The 14911-nt window shown below is 55.5% G+C and carries 14 protein-coding genes; 5 read left to right on the top strand and 9 right to left on the bottom strand.

Annotated elements, in window-relative coordinates; translation table 11 throughout:
* The first annotated feature begins 111 nt into the window (after window positions 1–111).
* The 3 genes from VNX88_01310 to VNX88_01300 all read left to right on the top strand — a co-directional run bounded on the left by VNX88_01310 (window position 112) and on the right by VNX88_01300 (window position 2053).
* Window positions 112–654: a R3H domain-containing nucleic acid-binding protein gene (locus VNX88_01310; GenBank protein ID HWY67266.1), complete on the top strand. Its 543-nt coding sequence runs from the start codon at window positions 112–114 to the stop codon at window positions 652–654.
* 218 nt (window positions 655–872) lie between these two features.
* Window positions 873–1673 carry a hypothetical protein gene (locus VNX88_01305; protein ID HWY67265.1) on the top strand — a complete coding sequence of 267 codons (801 nt, stop codon included), beginning with the start codon at window positions 873–875 and terminating at the stop codon, window positions 1671–1673.
* A 23-nt stretch (window positions 1674–1696) separates the two neighbouring features.
* A complete protein-coding gene (locus VNX88_01300; GenBank protein HWY67264.1) occupies window positions 1697–2053 on the top strand; it encodes a phage holin family protein in 357 nt (118 codons plus the stop codon).
* A gap of 566 nt (window positions 2054–2619) precedes the next feature.
* Here VNX88_01300 and VNX88_01295 read toward each other — a convergent pair.
* From VNX88_01295 to gatB, 4 genes are all read right to left on the bottom strand, one after another.
* Window positions 2620–3141: a hypothetical protein gene (locus VNX88_01295; protein HWY67263.1), complete on the bottom strand. Its 522-nt coding sequence runs from the start codon at window positions 3139–3141 to the stop codon at window positions 2620–2622.
* Window positions 3119–3778, bottom strand: a complete 660-nt coding sequence (locus tag VNX88_01290; GenBank protein ID HWY67262.1) for a hypothetical protein — start codon at window positions 3776–3778, stop codon at window positions 3119–3121. The genes VNX88_01295 and VNX88_01290 overlap by 23 nt, the downstream gene beginning before the upstream one ends.
* A complete protein-coding gene (locus VNX88_01285) occupies window positions 3768–4364 on the bottom strand; it encodes an RNA polymerase sigma factor (protein HWY67261.1) in 597 nt (198 codons plus the stop codon). The genes VNX88_01290 and VNX88_01285 overlap by 11 nt, the downstream gene beginning before the upstream one ends.
* 162 nt (window positions 4365–4526) lie before the next feature.
* On the bottom strand, window positions 4527–5996 hold the full coding sequence (gene gatB, locus VNX88_01280; GenBank protein ID HWY67260.1) for an Asp-tRNA(Asn)/Glu-tRNA(Gln) amidotransferase subunit GatB: 1470 nt from the start codon (window positions 5994–5996) through the stop codon (window positions 4527–4529).
* A 94-nt stretch (window positions 5997–6090) separates the two neighbouring features.
* On the opposite strand from gatB, the gene VNX88_01275 reads away from it, so the two are divergent.
* Complete coding sequence (locus VNX88_01275; protein HWY67259.1) at window positions 6091–6621, top strand: DinB family protein; 531 nt, start codon at window positions 6091–6093, stop codon at window positions 6619–6621.
* 93 nt (window positions 6622–6714) lie between these two features.
* Here VNX88_01275 and dnaA read toward each other — a convergent pair whose 3' ends face one another.
* The 5 genes from dnaA to VNX88_01250 all read right to left on the bottom strand — a co-directional run bounded on the left by dnaA (window position 6715) and on the right by VNX88_01250 (window position 12776).
* Window positions 6715–8139 (bottom strand): chromosomal replication initiator protein DnaA, encoded by a 1425-nt coding sequence (gene dnaA / locus VNX88_01270; GenBank protein HWY67258.1) that lies wholly within the window; start codon window positions 8137–8139, stop codon window positions 6715–6717.
* Between the two features lie 305 nt (window positions 8140–8444).
* Window positions 8445–9800, bottom strand: a complete 1356-nt coding sequence (gene glmM, locus VNX88_01265) for a phosphoglucosamine mutase (protein HWY67257.1) — start codon at window positions 9798–9800, stop codon at window positions 8445–8447.
* Window positions 9801–9955: 155 nt separating this feature from the next.
* Window positions 9956–10972, bottom strand: a complete 1017-nt coding sequence (gene ruvB, locus VNX88_01260; protein ID HWY67256.1) for a Holliday junction branch migration DNA helicase RuvB — start codon at window positions 10970–10972, stop codon at window positions 9956–9958.
* A gap of 93 nt (window positions 10973–11065) precedes the next feature.
* Window positions 11066–11278, bottom strand: a complete 213-nt coding sequence (locus VNX88_01255; protein HWY67255.1) for a hypothetical protein — start codon at window positions 11276–11278, stop codon at window positions 11066–11068.
* A gap of 181 nt (window positions 11279–11459) precedes the next feature.
* Window positions 11460–12776: a nuclear transport factor 2 family protein gene (locus tag VNX88_01250; GenBank protein ID HWY67254.1), complete on the bottom strand. Its 1317-nt coding sequence runs from the start codon at window positions 12774–12776 to the stop codon at window positions 11460–11462.
* 231 nt (window positions 12777–13007) lie between these two features.
* Between VNX88_01250 and VNX88_01245 the strand changes: the two genes are divergently transcribed.
* The gene (locus VNX88_01245) at window positions 13008–14837 is read left to right on the top strand and encodes a phosphoenolpyruvate carboxykinase (GTP) (GenBank protein ID HWY67253.1); all 1830 of its coding nucleotides are present in this window, start codon (window positions 13008–13010) and stop codon (window positions 14835–14837) included.
* Window positions 14838–14911 lie beyond the last annotated feature (74 nt).

The raw sequence follows: 14911 nt of genomic DNA, 5'->3' as shown, positions 1-14911 counted from the left end.
CCGCTCCGAGTGCAAGTTACTCAATGCTCCCAATGGACAGGTAGCGCAGTTGGCTGAACGATGTTAGAAATGTTGTTTAGTAACTCGCAGAGGTGACCGTCCTCCCCAGCCATGCCGATCCAAGATCGAGTTGCCGCCGCCCGACGTGTTGACGAAGTCCTGCGCAATACCATTCAGCTAGCTGGATTTCGCTTGAAGTATCGCATCAGCGCGAATCCTCCAGTGAATACTGACCTGGGAGAGAGTCCTGAAATCGTAGTCGATTTCGCCGGCCCGGATAGCCCGCTGCTCCTTGAGCGCAATGGCGAGCTCTTGCGCGCGCTGGAGCATGTCTCATTGAAAGTGCTACGCCTGGAGTCGGAGGAGCATGACAAGCTCAGCTTCGACTGCATGAACTTCAAAACGCTGCGCGCACAGGAGCTGAAACTGGCCGCGGAAGTCGCCGCCGAACGCGTGCGCAAGACCGGTCAACCCTATCAATTTGCTCCAATGTCCGCGCGCGAACGGCGCATGCTTCACCTAGCCATGCGCGACCAGGCCGACCTCCGAACCGAAAGCTCGGGGGAAGCCGAGCGCCGCTTCGTTGTCGTGTACCCGAGAGATTACAAGGGAGCTGCGCCAGTGCCGATGATGCGAGGACGTGGGAGACGATAGACAAGTTTTCAGTGGTCAGTTCAACGATTCAAACCAGGGAAACGCGGCCGTTTACCTGGAGCATGCTTTTGTCTCTACCATGCCGTCCGTGGAGGCGTGGCCGGAGGCGGAACTTACCAACGTAATCGTTAACGCGGTTACTAGTGATGATCGCGTGCTCATTTACGCTCAGAATCGAGCTAGAAGCCAAGTTATGTTAGGGCGACCTTGGTCCAGCCATGAGCAGCGATACCACCCCCACGCCTGTCAAGGAAACCGTCTACGACGGTCCTGAAATAGACCTCTTTAAGCCGAAGCATCCGAACGCCGGCGGAGCCTCCGTGAAGGAGACGGTTCATGGCGGCGATATTCCCGAGCACATCACCCGGAAGTACTCGGCGGCGCAGCTAACGCAACTCGGCAAGCCACAAACTGAGACAGTTCATGAAGGCGCCATTCCGGAGATGTTCGCCAAGCTAGGCCGCATTGCGCATGACCTGATCATGCCGGACAGGGAGACGATTTATCAAGGTCCCAACCTCAGGATCAAGAACGTAGAGGACGTCACTTATCTTGAGAAGAAGGCTGCAGAGACCTCCAAGGAAGAAGAGCCTCAAAAAGAAACTGTATTCAACGAGACTACTTTCATAGCCAAGAAAGTTGATACTTCGGCGTCTCGAAGCCTGGTCACGCGATTGGTTCAACGCGCTTCAGCGCGCTTCTTTGCAGTTGCTGCTCTGTCGCTCTTCGAAACCTATTTCAGCAGAGAGAATTTGCCGGTCGCCATCAGCTCGGGAATCGTTTTTGTCGCGTTCGCGATTGTCGGGGTGTACACCTATAAGTTGAACCTTAAGGCGTTGCTGTTCGCCATCGGCTTGTACACATGCAGGACCATATTCATTGTGGTAACCGCCATGATGGGCGACGGCATCTTTATGATGCTTCTGCCCCTGTTCTTACAGGGCTTCATGATATATAACCTGCTGAGGACGTACGGACTGCTCGTCGATCTGCATCTCCTCGAAGCGGAAATCTATTAAGGCGAGCGGTTGGTCTGCTCGCTATGATCTACGCTCTCGTTCGCTGGCTGTTAATGTCCCTGAGTCTGCTGATCGTTTCCTACGTCGTCCCCGGCTTTTCTGTGAACGGGCTCGGAGCGGCGTTAATCGGCGCACTGGTCTTTGGCTTCCTCAACGCCACGCTCGGACTCGTGCTCAAGGTCCTCACGTTCCCATTCACGATCCTCACGCTTGGACTCTTCTGGTTCGTGATCAACGCGATCATCCTGAAGATCACCTCGGCAATAGTGCCTGGATTCTTTATCCGGTCTTTCGGCTCTGCCCTTGTTGGCGCCATTCTGCTGACGCTCGTGAACATGCTGCTGAAGGCTTTGATCGGCAAGGCGGAACGGGCAAAGTAACAGGCTTCGATGCTGCACGGAGAGACGAATCCAGTTACCGCTTGTCGAAATTAACTGATGGGTGAGCTCCGAAGTTGGATTTTGCTCCGAATAGAACCTCGGTGGAACTGCCGTCACCATGCCGCCTCACGAGCAAAACTCGCTTTTTTGCTTGATCCCCAAATCCAAAGGACTTAGCGGATGGAATCCCCGAGGTATCCCCGGGGATTCGGGGATCAATCCCCGGGATGATCCCCGGCAACTTCGGGAATGATCCCCGAGAATCCCCGACGCCTCCGGGGATTGTTCGGGGATTCTTCGAAACCGAAGCGCCTGCCAGACAGCCATCAGGCCTGCTGCCGGTGATCGAGGAGGTCTTTACCAACAACCTGGGCATTCCTAAATTGGAATTCACACGCACCTCCGCATGATGCCGCAGGCAAGGAGGAAAAATCAATCTTCATCCGTTGCTCTATCACTTTTTCGCTTCAATCTGCTCAACAGCTTAGAAGCAAGCCAAGAAATATTTTCGCTATCCGTTGCTCTAACTAAAAAAGAAAAAGGCGCGATCACATCATGCCGCGTCTCTACTTCACCTTAGTCGCCGTCACCTCAAGCTGTAAGCGCCTGGTCCCGTCCACTTCGTCCGCGCTGGTGAGAAGCACTTGCTTCCCTACCGGGACGATGCTCTCAACTTGGATTTTCGATTGTCGAACTACTGGGTTGCCGACGCGATTCGCGTCTGTGAGGCTGGTCACCTCTGCGTTGGTAAAGAGATCGATTCCTGAATCGAGTTCTTCTGCGATGCGGCAATCGAGGTTGACGCCAATATCCATATATTGAACCTGGTTGCCGCTCCCGTCCTTTGCCGCTCCGACGGCCACCGGAATGCGGCTGCCAAGGCGGATGCTGCCGCGCTCGCGAACTCGAACAAGGGTGCTGTAGCTGCGGGCATTTACTTTCTTTCCGTCCTGGTTCTCTGAGAAGACGTAATCGAGCTTATAGGTACTCGTTGGCTGTGGTGCTCTTGGCTCTTGCGCAAAAAGCCCAGTGCCGACAAGAAAGATAATGAGACAGATTGCATATCTACCGACGTTCTTGTGAAGCATCTTTCCTCCCAAATTGGTCTGGTTGGACCAGGTCCGGCGGAGTTCCTTCCATCGGATCGACTTTCAATTCCGGAATCGATAGTTCTTTTAGGGGCGACGAATCAGTTGAGGCACTCGCGACCTCAACGATCTCTGGCTGTCCGGCAAGTTGCGCCAGCAGGCGTTCCTGCCTGGTCTCGGGACGCGGAGCAGGAAAGCTGGCTAGCTTCGGCAATGGTTCGGGTTCGCTGCGAACTGCGGGCGGCGTGTTCTTCGCCACCATCCTTTTGGAGACGCAGCATGCTGCGTCTCTAACGCTGGCGGCATGCGCTTGTGTCGCGGATTGCCGTTGCTCCGGTGTTAGCTCATTACGTCTCGTTTTGTGCTCCGGCGATACCGTCGGCGGTTGCTCATTAGCAACCTGATCATGGCGGCGCGGATAACTCAGCGCGAGCGTAAGAACGATCACGAAAATTGCCGCGGCAGCAGCCCACACTTGCCACCGGGCGAACTGTTGCTTCCGCGGCTGGGTGGCGAGCCGCGTCAGCACGCGCTCTTCAAGACCGCTTCGCGGTTCCGCATTCGCTCGCTCCCGTAGAGCAAGATTCAACCAGTGATCTAGGTCTTCGGATTCAGGCTTTCGGTTCTCACCGCCCATACTTCGTTCCTGCTACTTTCTGCAATTTTTCCGCGAGTTTCTGGCGGGCGCGAAATACTCGCGCACGGATGGATGTCTCGGTCGTGCCCAGCACCGTGGCAGCTTCAGCGCTGCTCATCTCTTCCACGGATGTGAGCAACAATGCATCACGTTCTTTTTTGGGCAGCACGGCTATCATGCGATCCAGCAAAGCCAGCATTTCCCGCGAGATGGTTTCCTGCTCGGTTCCTGACAGACGAGTGTGTGAAGCGTGAACCCGCTCGTCGAACTCCTCCTGATTCCTCCGGTCAAATTGCCGATAGCGATCTACAGAAGCGCGCCAGGCAATGCGCGAGATCCAGGCTTTTGTGTCCGCGATGCCGGCAGTTCCATGCTTTGCCACGCGCAGGAAAACCTCTTGCACCACATCCTCAGCGTCAGCATGATTGCGAACCACGGAATAGGCGATGCGAAAGACCAATCGAGAATGCTCCCGAACAAGCGCTTCGATCTCTGGAGCAACTGCATTATCCGCCATGCAGTCAGGCTCCCTTTCAGTGAGTTCGAAGACCATCGGACCGGGCATGTATCGCTCAAAGCCACCCATGCTACGTCTCATGACTGAAGAACGGGCTGTTTGGGAAATCGTTCAGAAATTTTGTGGTTGTCATTCCGAACCGCTGAAGTTGCGGTGAGGAATCCCTATGAACACGAGACTGGTGGGAGGAGGCAGGGATTCCTCGCTTCGCTTCGGAATGACAACAAAAAACTATTCGAGCTTGCGGGAGAGGATCTCGTTCACGAGAGCCGGATTCGCCTGTCCCTTGGAGGCTTTCATTACTTGCCCAACGAAGAAGTCTGCGACGGTCTTTTTTCCGGCGCGATACTGCTCCACCTGCTTGGGATTGGCAGCGATTACCTCATCGATCATCTTCTCGATTGCGGTGGTGTCAGTGATCTGTTGCGGCTTTTCCTGTTCGTAGACGGCGGGAAAATCTTGATTGCGCTCGAAAGCCAGGTCGTAGAGGTCTTTGAGCATTTTGCCTGAGATCGCGCCGCTGTCTACGAGATCGGCGGACATAGCAATGCCTTTCATGCTGATGGGCGACTGCTCAATTTCCAGGCCCCGGGCTTTGAGTCGCCCCATGATTTCGCTTTGTACGAGATTAGCCACCCGCTTGGGATTCTTTGCCGACTGAGCAGCTTGTTCGAACTGATCGGCGAGCGACTGCGTTGCCGTTAACACGCCAGCGTCGTAAGGCGTGATGCCGTATTCGGCGATTAGTCGTTGGCGGCGAGCCTCAGGCAATTCGGGAAGTGACGACCGAATCTGCGCCTGCCACTGCGCATCGACAACCAGCGGCATCAGGTCTGGCTCGGGAAAGTAGCGGTAGTCGTGCGCTTCTTCCTTCGAGCGCATGCTGTAGGTCTTGCTTTCGCTGGGGTTATACAGCCGCGTTTCCTGAACAACTTTTTCGCCTGACTCCACAACCTCGATCTGGCGCTCGATTTCGTATTCGAGAGCTTCCCGGATAAAACGGAAGGAATTTACGTTCTTTACCTCAGCCTTGGTGCCGAACTTCTGCTGGCCACGAGGACGCACGCTTACGTTGGCGTCGCAGCGCAACGAGCCCTCCTCCATGTTGCAGTCGCTCACGCCGGTATAAAGAATGATCTCCTTGAGGCGCGTGAGGTACTCGTAGGCTTCATCGGGAGAGCGCATGTCGGGCTCGCTGACGATCTCTACCAGCGGCACGCCCGAGCGGTTTAGATCGACGTAAGTATAGTGTGCCGAATCGGGAAGACCATCGTGCATGCTCTTGCCGGCATCTTCTTCGAGGTGGAGGCGCGTGATCCCGATCCGTCGCGGGGGGGCGTTTCCTCCTGCCACATCGATGTAACCATGCTCCGCGACTGGCTTGTCGTACTGTGAAATCTGGTAGCCCTTGGGAAGGTCAGGATAGAAGTAGTTCTTGCGGGCGAAGATTGAGGTCTCGCGGATCTCGCAATTCAGCGCCATGGCTGCACGAACCGCGTACTCCACTGCTTTACGATTCAAAACCGGCAGCGCCCCCGGAAGTCCCAGGCACACCGGACAGACATTCGCATTTGGAGGCGCACCAAATTTCGCAGAACATCCGCAGAATGCCTTTGTCACGGTAAGCAGCTGGACGTGGACTTCCAGCCCGATTACCGCTTCGTACTTCGTGCGAATGTCCGGTGAGACCGCAGTAGCCATCGAGAATGATTATAGAAGCCTGATGTCAGCCCATCCCGGCTTGCTACCATCGATGCAGGCGCCGAAGTCAAAGATCTTGGAGCCTGGAGGTCGCATGTCTGCAAGTGTAGTGCGTCCGGCAACGTCGGAATACGATCCTTACTATCACCGCTACATTTCCCTTGTTCTCGACGATGATGTGCTCGTTGCGCTCGATCAGCAACTTTCTGAGACTCTAATCCTGCTGCGCAACCTCTCTGAGCAACACAGTACCTTCCGCTACGAGCCGGGAAAATGGAGCGTCAAGGAAGTGCTAGGTCACCTCATCGACACTGAACGCGTCATGGCCTACCGTGCCTTGTGCATAGCACGACAAGATCGCACCCCTCTCCCTGGGTTCGAGCAGGATGACTACGTGAAGAACGGCAGCTTTGACCAGCGTAGCGTGGGGAATTTGGGGCGAGAATTCGAGCAAGTGCGGCGCGCAACCATCTCGCTATTTCGCAACCTGGAACCTGGAGCCTGGGAACGAACTGGAATAGCTAACAATGTCGAAGTCAGTGTGCGCGCGCTTGCCTACATCATCGCCGGACACGAACTTCACCACAAAGTGATATTGAAGGATCGGTACGGGCTGGGGATTTGAAAAGTATTCAGTGATCAGTTCTCAGTAACAGCAAGAGCCCGGTAAGCCCGGGCTCTCACCGAAAACTGAATACTGATTACTGAGAACTTCCCCTCATCCGTTTAGCGTCTCGGTGAGCTTGTTAATTAGCCGATTCAGATCTTTGTCGGCACGGCGCTGCTCATCGATCTTCGCGATTGAGTGCATCACGGTGGTGTGATGCTTTCCACCGAATTGCCGACCAATCTCCGGCAACGACGCTTCAGTCATCTGCTTGGCCAGGTACATCGCGATCTGGCGCGGCACCACAATCGATCGCGAGTTGTTCTTCTGCTTGATCTCCGGCGTCCGCAATCCAAATTGCTCGGCGACTGCCTTTTGAATGGCGTCAATGCTGATCTTTCGCGCCTGGGAGTCGATAAAGTTCTTCAGCACCTGCTGTGCGGTGCTCAAAGTAACTTCGGCTCCAGTCAAAGAGCAGTAGGCGATTAAACGAATTAACGCACCTTCGAGCTCGCGGACGTTGGTGCGAACATTCGAGGCGATATAGAGAGCCAGGTCAGTCGGCAGCGCCACACGCTCAGTCTCGCTCTTCTTCTGCAGAATCGCGACCTTTGTCTCGAGGTCCGGCGGCTGAATATCCGCGATCAGTCCCCATTCGAAGCGGCTGCGCAAGCGATCCTCGATTTCGGCCAGCTCTTTCGGCGGACGATCACTGGCGATCACAATCTGCTTCATCGACTCATGCAAGGCGTTAAAGGTATGGAAGAACTCTTCCTGCGTGCGCTCTTTCTGGGCCAGAAACTGAATGTCGTCGATGAGCAGTACATCGACATTGCGGAACTTGTCGCGGAAGCTGGTCATCTTGTCATAGCGCAACGAGTTGATCATCTCGTTGGTGAACTTCTCGCTCGACACATAGCAGATGGAAGCCTCCGGCATACGCTTCTTTACTTCATGTCCGATCGCCTGCATCAAGTGCGTCTTGCCCATTCCCACTCCGCCATACAGGAAGAGCGGGTTGTAGGCCTTTGAGGGACGTTCAGCGACCGCACGCGATGCAGCATGTGCGAATTGGTTCCCACTCCCGATAACGAAAGCCTCAAAGGTGTACTTGGGATTTAGTTGTGCCGCAGTCTCCCAATCAAAGCGCGATTGAGAGGGTCCAACTCCGGCACCCGACCTAAGTGCTGCGCCGCCATTTCCGGGATGATGCCCTGCTGATTGAACTGGAATTGGCTGCGAGGGTGGACGTTGCGCAACAACAGATGGATCCTCATCAACGGTAACGAACTGAAAATCTTCAAACTCCAGGCCCAGGTTGTCGACAGCCTCACAGATGAGGTCGCCGTACTTGTCGCCTATGTGGCGGAACTCCGCAGTCGGCACGCGGACAAACATCACCTTGCCCACGGCGTGACTGAAGCGAGTGGGCTTGAGCCAGGTTTCGTAGGAATGACGATTAATTTTCTTTTCCAGGGCGCCAAGAATTCGCATCCATGGATTCACTTGAGCTGCAGCGGAAGTTGAAAGGGACATTGATGCCTTACCAAAAAATGTCCGCAGTTCGGTCAGAACGGAAATTCCGTCTGGGAACAGCGGCTATTGGCGCCCGAACAGGGGAACGGAGACGCCGAATCAAATTTTTTTGAGCCTGAAAATTCCTTCGCGAATTGCTGTGAAGGTTGGAGGCTGAGCGTTCGTTGCTAAATCGTTAAAGTTTAAAAACTCAACGGATGGTAGCACAAAAAAACTCGATTGTGGAAAACTTCTAGACCCCGCATGTTCATTGTGTTTTGTTGCACTTACAGCGACTCGGGGTAATACCTGAGGTGAAGACCATTTTACGCGCCGATCGCCTCATGGATGGCACCGGCAATCGCCTCAATGTGCCGTTGCATCTTCTCTTGCGACTCAGCCTCAATCATCACTCTCGCCAACGGCTCAGTGCCGGAGTATCGGACCACAACGCGGCCGCTGCCTTCCAAGTCTTGCTCCGCTCGACGGATGGCCGACCTCACTGTATTGATTTCCTCGAGCGGCTGTTTTTCCCGAACTCGCACGTTCTTGATGAGCTGCGGAAAGACTTTCAGGTCGGCCACCAGTTCATCAAGCTGCTTTCCCGTGCGGGAAACGACATCGAGTACTACAAGAGCGGTTAGCAGTCCGTCGCCCGTAGTTGCAATTCGGGAAAAAATGATGTGTCCCGACTGCTCGCCGCCCAGGATCGCTCCGTTCTTCCGCATCTCCTCGAGGACGTACTTATCGCCAACTGGAGCGCGCAACATACGGATGCCAGAGCGTTTCAGAGCGGCCTCCAATCCCATATTGGACATCGTAGTGGCAACCACCATGGCCGCTTCAAGCTCATTCCGAGATTGCAGGTCCCGTGACGCCATCAGCAATACAGCATCCCCATTCACGACATTCCCATGACGATCGGCGAAGAGAGCGCGGTCGGCATCGCCGTCAAAAGTTACGCCCATCACTGCGCCGCGTTTCTTCACCGCCTCGGCCACAACCTGCGGGTAAAGAGCTCCGCAGTGGTCGTTGATGTTCTTGCCGTTGGGATCGTAATGAATGAACTCGGCCTCGATCCCGAGCATGGCAAAAAGCTCGGGAGCGCACGGGCTTGCCGCTCCATTGGCACAGTCAATGACGATCTTTCCCCGAACCTTGGGAACTGGGACGCGAGACTTCAGCCAGGTCTCGTAACGTTTGCGTAGGTCGTGATCTCCCGGCAGAGTCGGAAGTACTTGCGGTCGAGCTTCAGGGCTTCCGCCATTCTCAATGAGGCGAAAGATTTCCTTTTCGATGGAAAGCTCAATCTCATCGGAGAGCTTGTACCCATCGCCGCCGAACACCTTTATTCCGTTGTCGGTCCAGGGATTGTGTGAGGCCGAGATCACCACGCCTGCGTCGAAGCCGAGCTCGCGCGTCAGGTAGGCAATTCCCGGAGTGGTAATCACGCCAGCGGAAGAGACTTCAGCGGTCCAGGAGGCGAGACCGGCGGCAACGGCAGCCGCAATCCATGCGCTCGACTCACGTGTGTCCTGACCAATTACAACTCGCGGGCGTCGATTGCCGCGCGCGAGATGATGTCCGAGGGCCCGCCCGATGGCAAACACCGTGCCACCATCGAGGGGAAATTCGCCGGCAACTCCACGAATTCCATCAGTACCAAAGAGTTTTCTGCTCATGAGCGAAAGGAAAGTCTAAACCACAGAGGACACAGCGGGCACAGAGGACATGTGAGAGCGGCAACAAACGAGCAGGAAACGACAGGGCCGCATCCACTTCGAATTTCAGAATCGCAAAGGCTAAGCCGCAACTCCTCTGTGCCCTCCGTGTCCTGTTAAAAAAGCGGTTGCTGCTTCCTCGGTGCGGCGATCCCGAAATGGTCATAGGCCAATTGGGTAGCCACACGACCGCGTGGCGTGCGATCCAGGAATCCGATTTGGATCAAAAAGGGCTCATAGATATCTTCGATCGCGTCGGCTTCTTCAGCCAAAGCCGCAGCGAGTGTGTTGAGCCCCACCGGGCCACCTTGATACTTTTCGATAATGGCAAGCATTAATCGGCGATCCATTTCGTCGAAGCCGTGCTTGTCGACTTCGAGCATCTGGAGCGCTGCTTGTGCGGTCGGGCGATCGATATGGCCGGCTCCACGCACTTGCGCATAGTCACGACATCTCCGCAGCAAGCGATTTGCGATTCGCGGCGTGCCGCGCGCCCGGCTCGCGATCTCCAGTGCCCCTTCTTGGTCGATCGCTACATCGAGAATCTCCGCGGAGCGCGTAACAATAATTCTCAGGTCTTCGTCGGAATAAAACTCCAGGCGCAGTACGATGCCAAACCGTGAGCGTAACGGCGCAGACAGCAGACCTGCTCGCGTAGTAGCGGCCACGAACGTAAATGGCCTTACGTCGAGGGTATGTGTGCGGGCCGACGGTCCCTGGCCGACGATGATGTCGAGCTTGTAGTCCTCGAGCGCCGAGTACAGGATCTCTTCCAAAGCAGCCTGCAAACGGTGCACTTCGTCGAAGAAAAGAACCTGTTTCTCGCGAACGTTTGTCAGGATGGCGGTGAGGTCGCCCTTAATCTGTAGCGTGGGGCCTGAGGTCTGCTGATAATCGACGCCGAGCTCGTTGGCGATGATGGTTGCCAGTGTGGTCTTCCCTAATCCTGGCGGACCGTAGAGCAGAACGTGGTCAAGGGCTTCACCACGCGATTTTGCAGCTTGGATAGCAACTGCAAGATTATCTTTTACTTTCTTTTGCCCAATGAACTCCTGAAGTCTGCGCGGCCGAAGCTTCAATTCAAACGATGCATCGTCGTCCACCATTCCGGCTGAGACGACTCGCTCACGCATCTCTGAAGTAGTCTTTACGGTGGACACTCAGGGGCGATAGTAAAGCGAAATTCCCGACAACGCAATCAGGAGCATGAGCTCAGAAGAAATTCGCTAGGCTGTTTGCCGCGTTCGTCCGATTTCCGCGATCACATGATGTTCAGCCAGCTTGTTGCCTTCATAGACTGCACGAATCAGCCGAAGACTGTGGTCGCGTTGCCTCGCAACAGCTGAGGCCACATCGAAATCGCGAAACGCCGCCACGAGTTCCCAGCGCGAGTTTCCTGGGATCAGTTTCCAAATCTCGTATTGTTCCCAATGTTCCATGGCAGACCCTTAGATGCAGTTGCTTACCTGCAGGATAACGTGGATCTGGAGCGTCCTTACCCAGGTGTTTGCCTCAATGTTGTAAACGTCGATTCACCTATGGTTGACGGATATGACTCACAGTCTCTGGAGGAACCAAAGTCAAAACCCCGGGGAGGGCCCGCATTCACGTTCTGCGTCTCTACCTGCGAGCTGCCGCCTCTTTTGTCTGCGTCAAGAGCCACTCCCCTGCTCGCCGGACAAAGGTATCGGTAAAACGGACGCGCGCCGTTTGTACTCGGTTCCGATCAATGGGAATCGATTCCTCGCGCTCACCTGTCACGACGGCTCGATCACCATTCACCTGGACTTGCATGTTTTCAGGCTGCCCAAATGTTCCGGCGCGTCCCTTCTGAACGTCGCTGAGAAAATCGAACTTGCTCTCCGAGTCGCCGTTGGCGCTGATGAGTTGGTAGTCGTCGGTCAGAATGCGATTAAGGATCGAGACCTCCTTTTTCGTAATCACATCCGAAATCTCTCGTTCCAGAGACATTAGCGCCTGCTGCACATATTGCGCGGGCTGAGGCGGTGGGTTCACAGGCTGCTGTGGCGTACGCGAACGTTGCGCCGGAGCAGATTGCTGCGGATTTGCCGGCGGTGCGTTGTTCTGAGGACGATCATTCTGAGTGGGATACGACTGTGGCCCAGACTGCGGACTTGCGCTTCCACGTTGGTCGCGCGATTGCTGCGGCTCGTCCGAACCAATTTGTTTGCCGTCAAAAATAATGCGCGACTCGGCGCCGAAGCGCTTGTAGTTGATGTAGTCAACGGTCTCGACTACGTGTATGGAGTCGGTACTGAAATGCAGGTAGTCGTCGGACTTCGTATAAGACGGAAACCAGTACTTGCCGTCTACTAGTTCGCGATATGTAGCGAAGGTGGGAAAGAGGTTCTCGCCATTCTGGTTGTAGATGTCGGGCACGGCTTTCCCTGCGCTCTTCACGATCTGGTATTGGTTGGAATCAACCCAGATGCGGCCCTCGAAATAACGTCTGTTCTCTTCCATCGCCTTCGGAGAGATGTCGAATACGAAAGCGTGTGTTCCGCTCGTCTCTTGTTGGCCACGGTATCTGATGTTGTAATCCGGAATCTCATCAGTCGTGAGCACGAAAGGCAGACGATTGCGCATGTCGTCGATGTCTTCCTCGGTCACACGAATGCGCTTGAGCGTGTCGCGCGGATGGGAAACCTGCTTCGTTACTCGCTCGCCTTGATCGTTGAACGTGACGTCGAAAGTATCGTTGTATTCACCGTCGGGGAAGCCTCTATCGTCGAGCGTTTGCATCCTCACTACCTGGCGGTAGGTGTAGTGCTCGCGGGCTTGCTTGAAGGTCTGCTCCTGCGCAGCGAAGCGCTTGACGATGGACCGGACGGTGACGCCCTCCGGCAAGGACGAATCAAGAGGTCCATCTTCTTTCTCCTGTGGGAATGCAGAGATGACCAGGAGAAACGCCAGCATTACGAAGCAGCACGGCCGTGGAGAACACGGGGTCATCATTGAGCGCCGCCCACTATTCGTACCCATACATTCAGAGAACACGAGGTTTACGGATTAGATGCCCTCGGGGTCTCCGCCAGACCCTTGCTTTCCCCGATCTGGGTGTGAGCCGGCGCCGGCCCTGTGGAGACCGATGGGATGCCACATTCATCTATCTATTTATAATCGTAAGATTCAGGAATTTATAACGACATGGCCATAGCGCAGACGATCGACCGAACGCAGCCCCTAACCACCAACAAACATTTAGTCCGCTGGGTAGAGAAGATGGCGGAGCTGACCCAGCCTATGAACATCCACTGGGTAGATGGTTCCCAGGAGGAATACGAACGGCTGTGCTCGCAGTTGGTCGAGAATGGCACCTTCGTAAAGCTGAATGAGAAACTCTGGCCCGGTTGTTATTACGCGCGCTCCGATGCCAGCGATGTTGCCAGAGTCGAAGATCGCACCTTTATCAGTTCTTTCTCCAAAGACGGCGCCGGTCCCACGAACAACTGGGAAGAGCCTTTCTCGATGCGGCGGAAGCTGAAGGGACTATTTGATGGCTGCATGCGCGGACGCACCATGTACGTCCTGCCCTTCTGCATGGGGCCGATTGATTCGCCGATGTCACAGATCGGTGTCCAGCTCACTGATTCGGCCTACGTGGTCGTCAGCATGCGGATCATGACGCGGATCGGGCTTCCGGTTTTTCGCGAGATCGACAAAGACGTGAAGCGCGTAGTTCCCTGCATGCACAGCGTTGGCGTGCCATTGGCTCCGGGACAGAAAGATGTTCCCTGGCCCTGCAACAAAGAAAAGTACATCGTGCATTTTCCCGAGGGCCGCGAGATCTGGTCGTTTGGCTCCGGATACGGCGGGAACGCTCTGCTGGGAAAGAAGTGCTTCGCTCTTCGCATCGCATCGACCATTGCACGCGACGAAGGCTGGATGGCCGAGCACATGCTCATCCTCGGCGTGGAGTCTCCGCAGGGAGAAAAAACCTTCGTAGCCGCGGCATTTCCCAGTGCCTGCGGAAAGACCAATTTCGCCATGCTGGTCCCGCCCAAAGGCTTCGAGGGCTGGAAGGTTTGGACGGTTGGTGATGACATTGCCTGGATTCGTCCTGACGAAAAAGGTCAGCTGCGCGCTATCAATCCCGAGGCGGGATTCTTCGGCGTCGCTCCCGGAACTTCCTGGGAGACAAATCCAAATGCGATGGCGACGCTGTCGCGCAATACCATCTTCACCAACGTCGCGCTCACGCCGGATGGCGGAGTTTGGTGGGAAGGTATGACGAAAGAGCCGCCCGCCGAGTGTCTGGACTGGCAGGGGAATCGCTGGACTCCGGAGATTGCCAAGCAAACCGGCGCGAAAGCAGCCCATCCGAATGCGCGCTTCACAGCACCGGCATCGCAGTGTCCGACAATCGATCCCCTATGGCAAGACCCGCACGGCGTGCCGATCAGTGCCTTCATCTTTGGCGGCCGCCGCGCCACGGTTATGCCGCTCGTCTACCAGGCTTTCAATTGGAGCGCCGGAGTCTATGCCGGCGCCACGATGGGGTCGGAGATGACTGCAGCGGCAGCCGGCACAATAGGCAAAGTTCGCCGCGATCCCATGGCTATGATCCCGTTCTGCGGATATCACATGGGCGATTATTTCCGTCACTGGCTGAAGATGCAGAAGCACCTCAGCATGACCCCGCGCATCTTCCACGTGAACTGGTTCCGCAAAGACCAGAATGGAAACTTTCTCTGGCCCGGGTACCGCGAGAACATGCGGGTACTGAAGTGGATCGTCGATCGCGTCCATGGATGTGTGGTCGGCCGCGAGACTCCCATCGGCTGGGTGCCGCGCTACGAAGACATCGAATGGCGCGCTCTGGATTTTCCTCGCGAAAAATTCGAAGAGCTGCAGACAGTCGATCGCGAAGCCTGGAAATCAGAGGTAATCGGCCACGAAGAGCTGTTCATCAAATTGCACGATCACCTTCCTCCCGAAATGGTATATGAGAGAGAGCTGCTGATCTGTCGATTGTGAACTAGAGGCAGGCACCGCTCTTCAATCAGAGGCGAATCGCTTTTCTCTACAGCGCCCCGAGCTGAACCTCTCGG

The sequence above is a fragment of the Terriglobales bacterium genome, from assembly GCA_035567895.1.
Lineage (GTDB): Bacteria > Acidobacteriota > Terriglobia > Terriglobales > Acidobacteriaceae > Gp1-AA112.
The sequence above is the reverse complement of the archived record's forward strand: the minus strand, read 5'-3'. Positions and strand labels throughout refer to the sequence as shown.

Excerpts from the sequence above, each read along its gene's own strand:
- VNX88_01310 (HWY67266.1), top strand. The coding sequence starts at position 112 with ATGCCGATCCAAGATCGAGTTGCCGCCGCCCGACGTGTTGACGAAGTC.
- VNX88_01305 (HWY67265.1), top strand. The coding sequence starts at position 873 with ATGAGCAGCGATACCACCCCCACGCCTGTCAAGGAAACCGTCTACGAC.
- VNX88_01300 (HWY67264.1), top strand. The coding sequence starts at position 1,697 with ATGATCTACGCTCTCGTTCGCTGGCTGTTAATGTCCCTGAGTCTGCTG.
- VNX88_01295 (HWY67263.1), bottom strand. The coding sequence starts at position 3,141 with ATGCTTCACAAGAACGTCGGTAGATATGCAATCTGTCTCATTATCTTT.
- VNX88_01290 (HWY67262.1), bottom strand. The coding sequence starts at position 3,778 with ATGGGCGGTGAGAACCGAAAGCCTGAATCCGAAGACCTAGATCACTGG.
- VNX88_01285 (HWY67261.1), bottom strand. The coding sequence starts at position 4,364 with ATGGGTGGCTTTGAGCGATACATGCCCGGTCCGATGGTCTTCGAACTC.
- gatB (HWY67260.1), bottom strand. The coding sequence starts at position 5,996 with ATGGCTACTGCGGTCTCACCGGACATTCGCACGAAGTACGAAGCGGTA.
- VNX88_01275 (HWY67259.1), top strand. The coding sequence starts at position 6,091 with ATGTCTGCAAGTGTAGTGCGTCCGGCAACGTCGGAATACGATCCTTAC.
- dnaA (HWY67258.1), bottom strand. The coding sequence starts at position 8,139 with ATGTCCCTTTCAACTTCCGCTGCAGCTCAAGTGAATCCATGGATGCGA.
- glmM (HWY67257.1), bottom strand. The coding sequence starts at position 9,800 with ATGAGCAGAAAACTCTTTGGTACTGATGGAATTCGTGGAGTTGCCGGC.
- ruvB (HWY67256.1), bottom strand. The coding sequence starts at position 10,972 with ATGCGTGAGCGAGTCGTCTCAGCCGGAATGGTGGACGACGATGCATCG.
- VNX88_01255 (HWY67255.1), bottom strand. The coding sequence starts at position 11,278 with ATGGAACATTGGGAACAATACGAGATTTGGAAACTGATCCCAGGAAAC.
- VNX88_01250 (HWY67254.1), bottom strand. The coding sequence starts at position 12,776 with ATGCTGGCGTTTCTCCTGGTCATCTCTGCATTCCCACAGGAGAAAGAA.
- VNX88_01245 (HWY67253.1), top strand. The coding sequence starts at position 13,008 with ATGGCCATAGCGCAGACGATCGACCGAACGCAGCCCCTAACCACCAAC.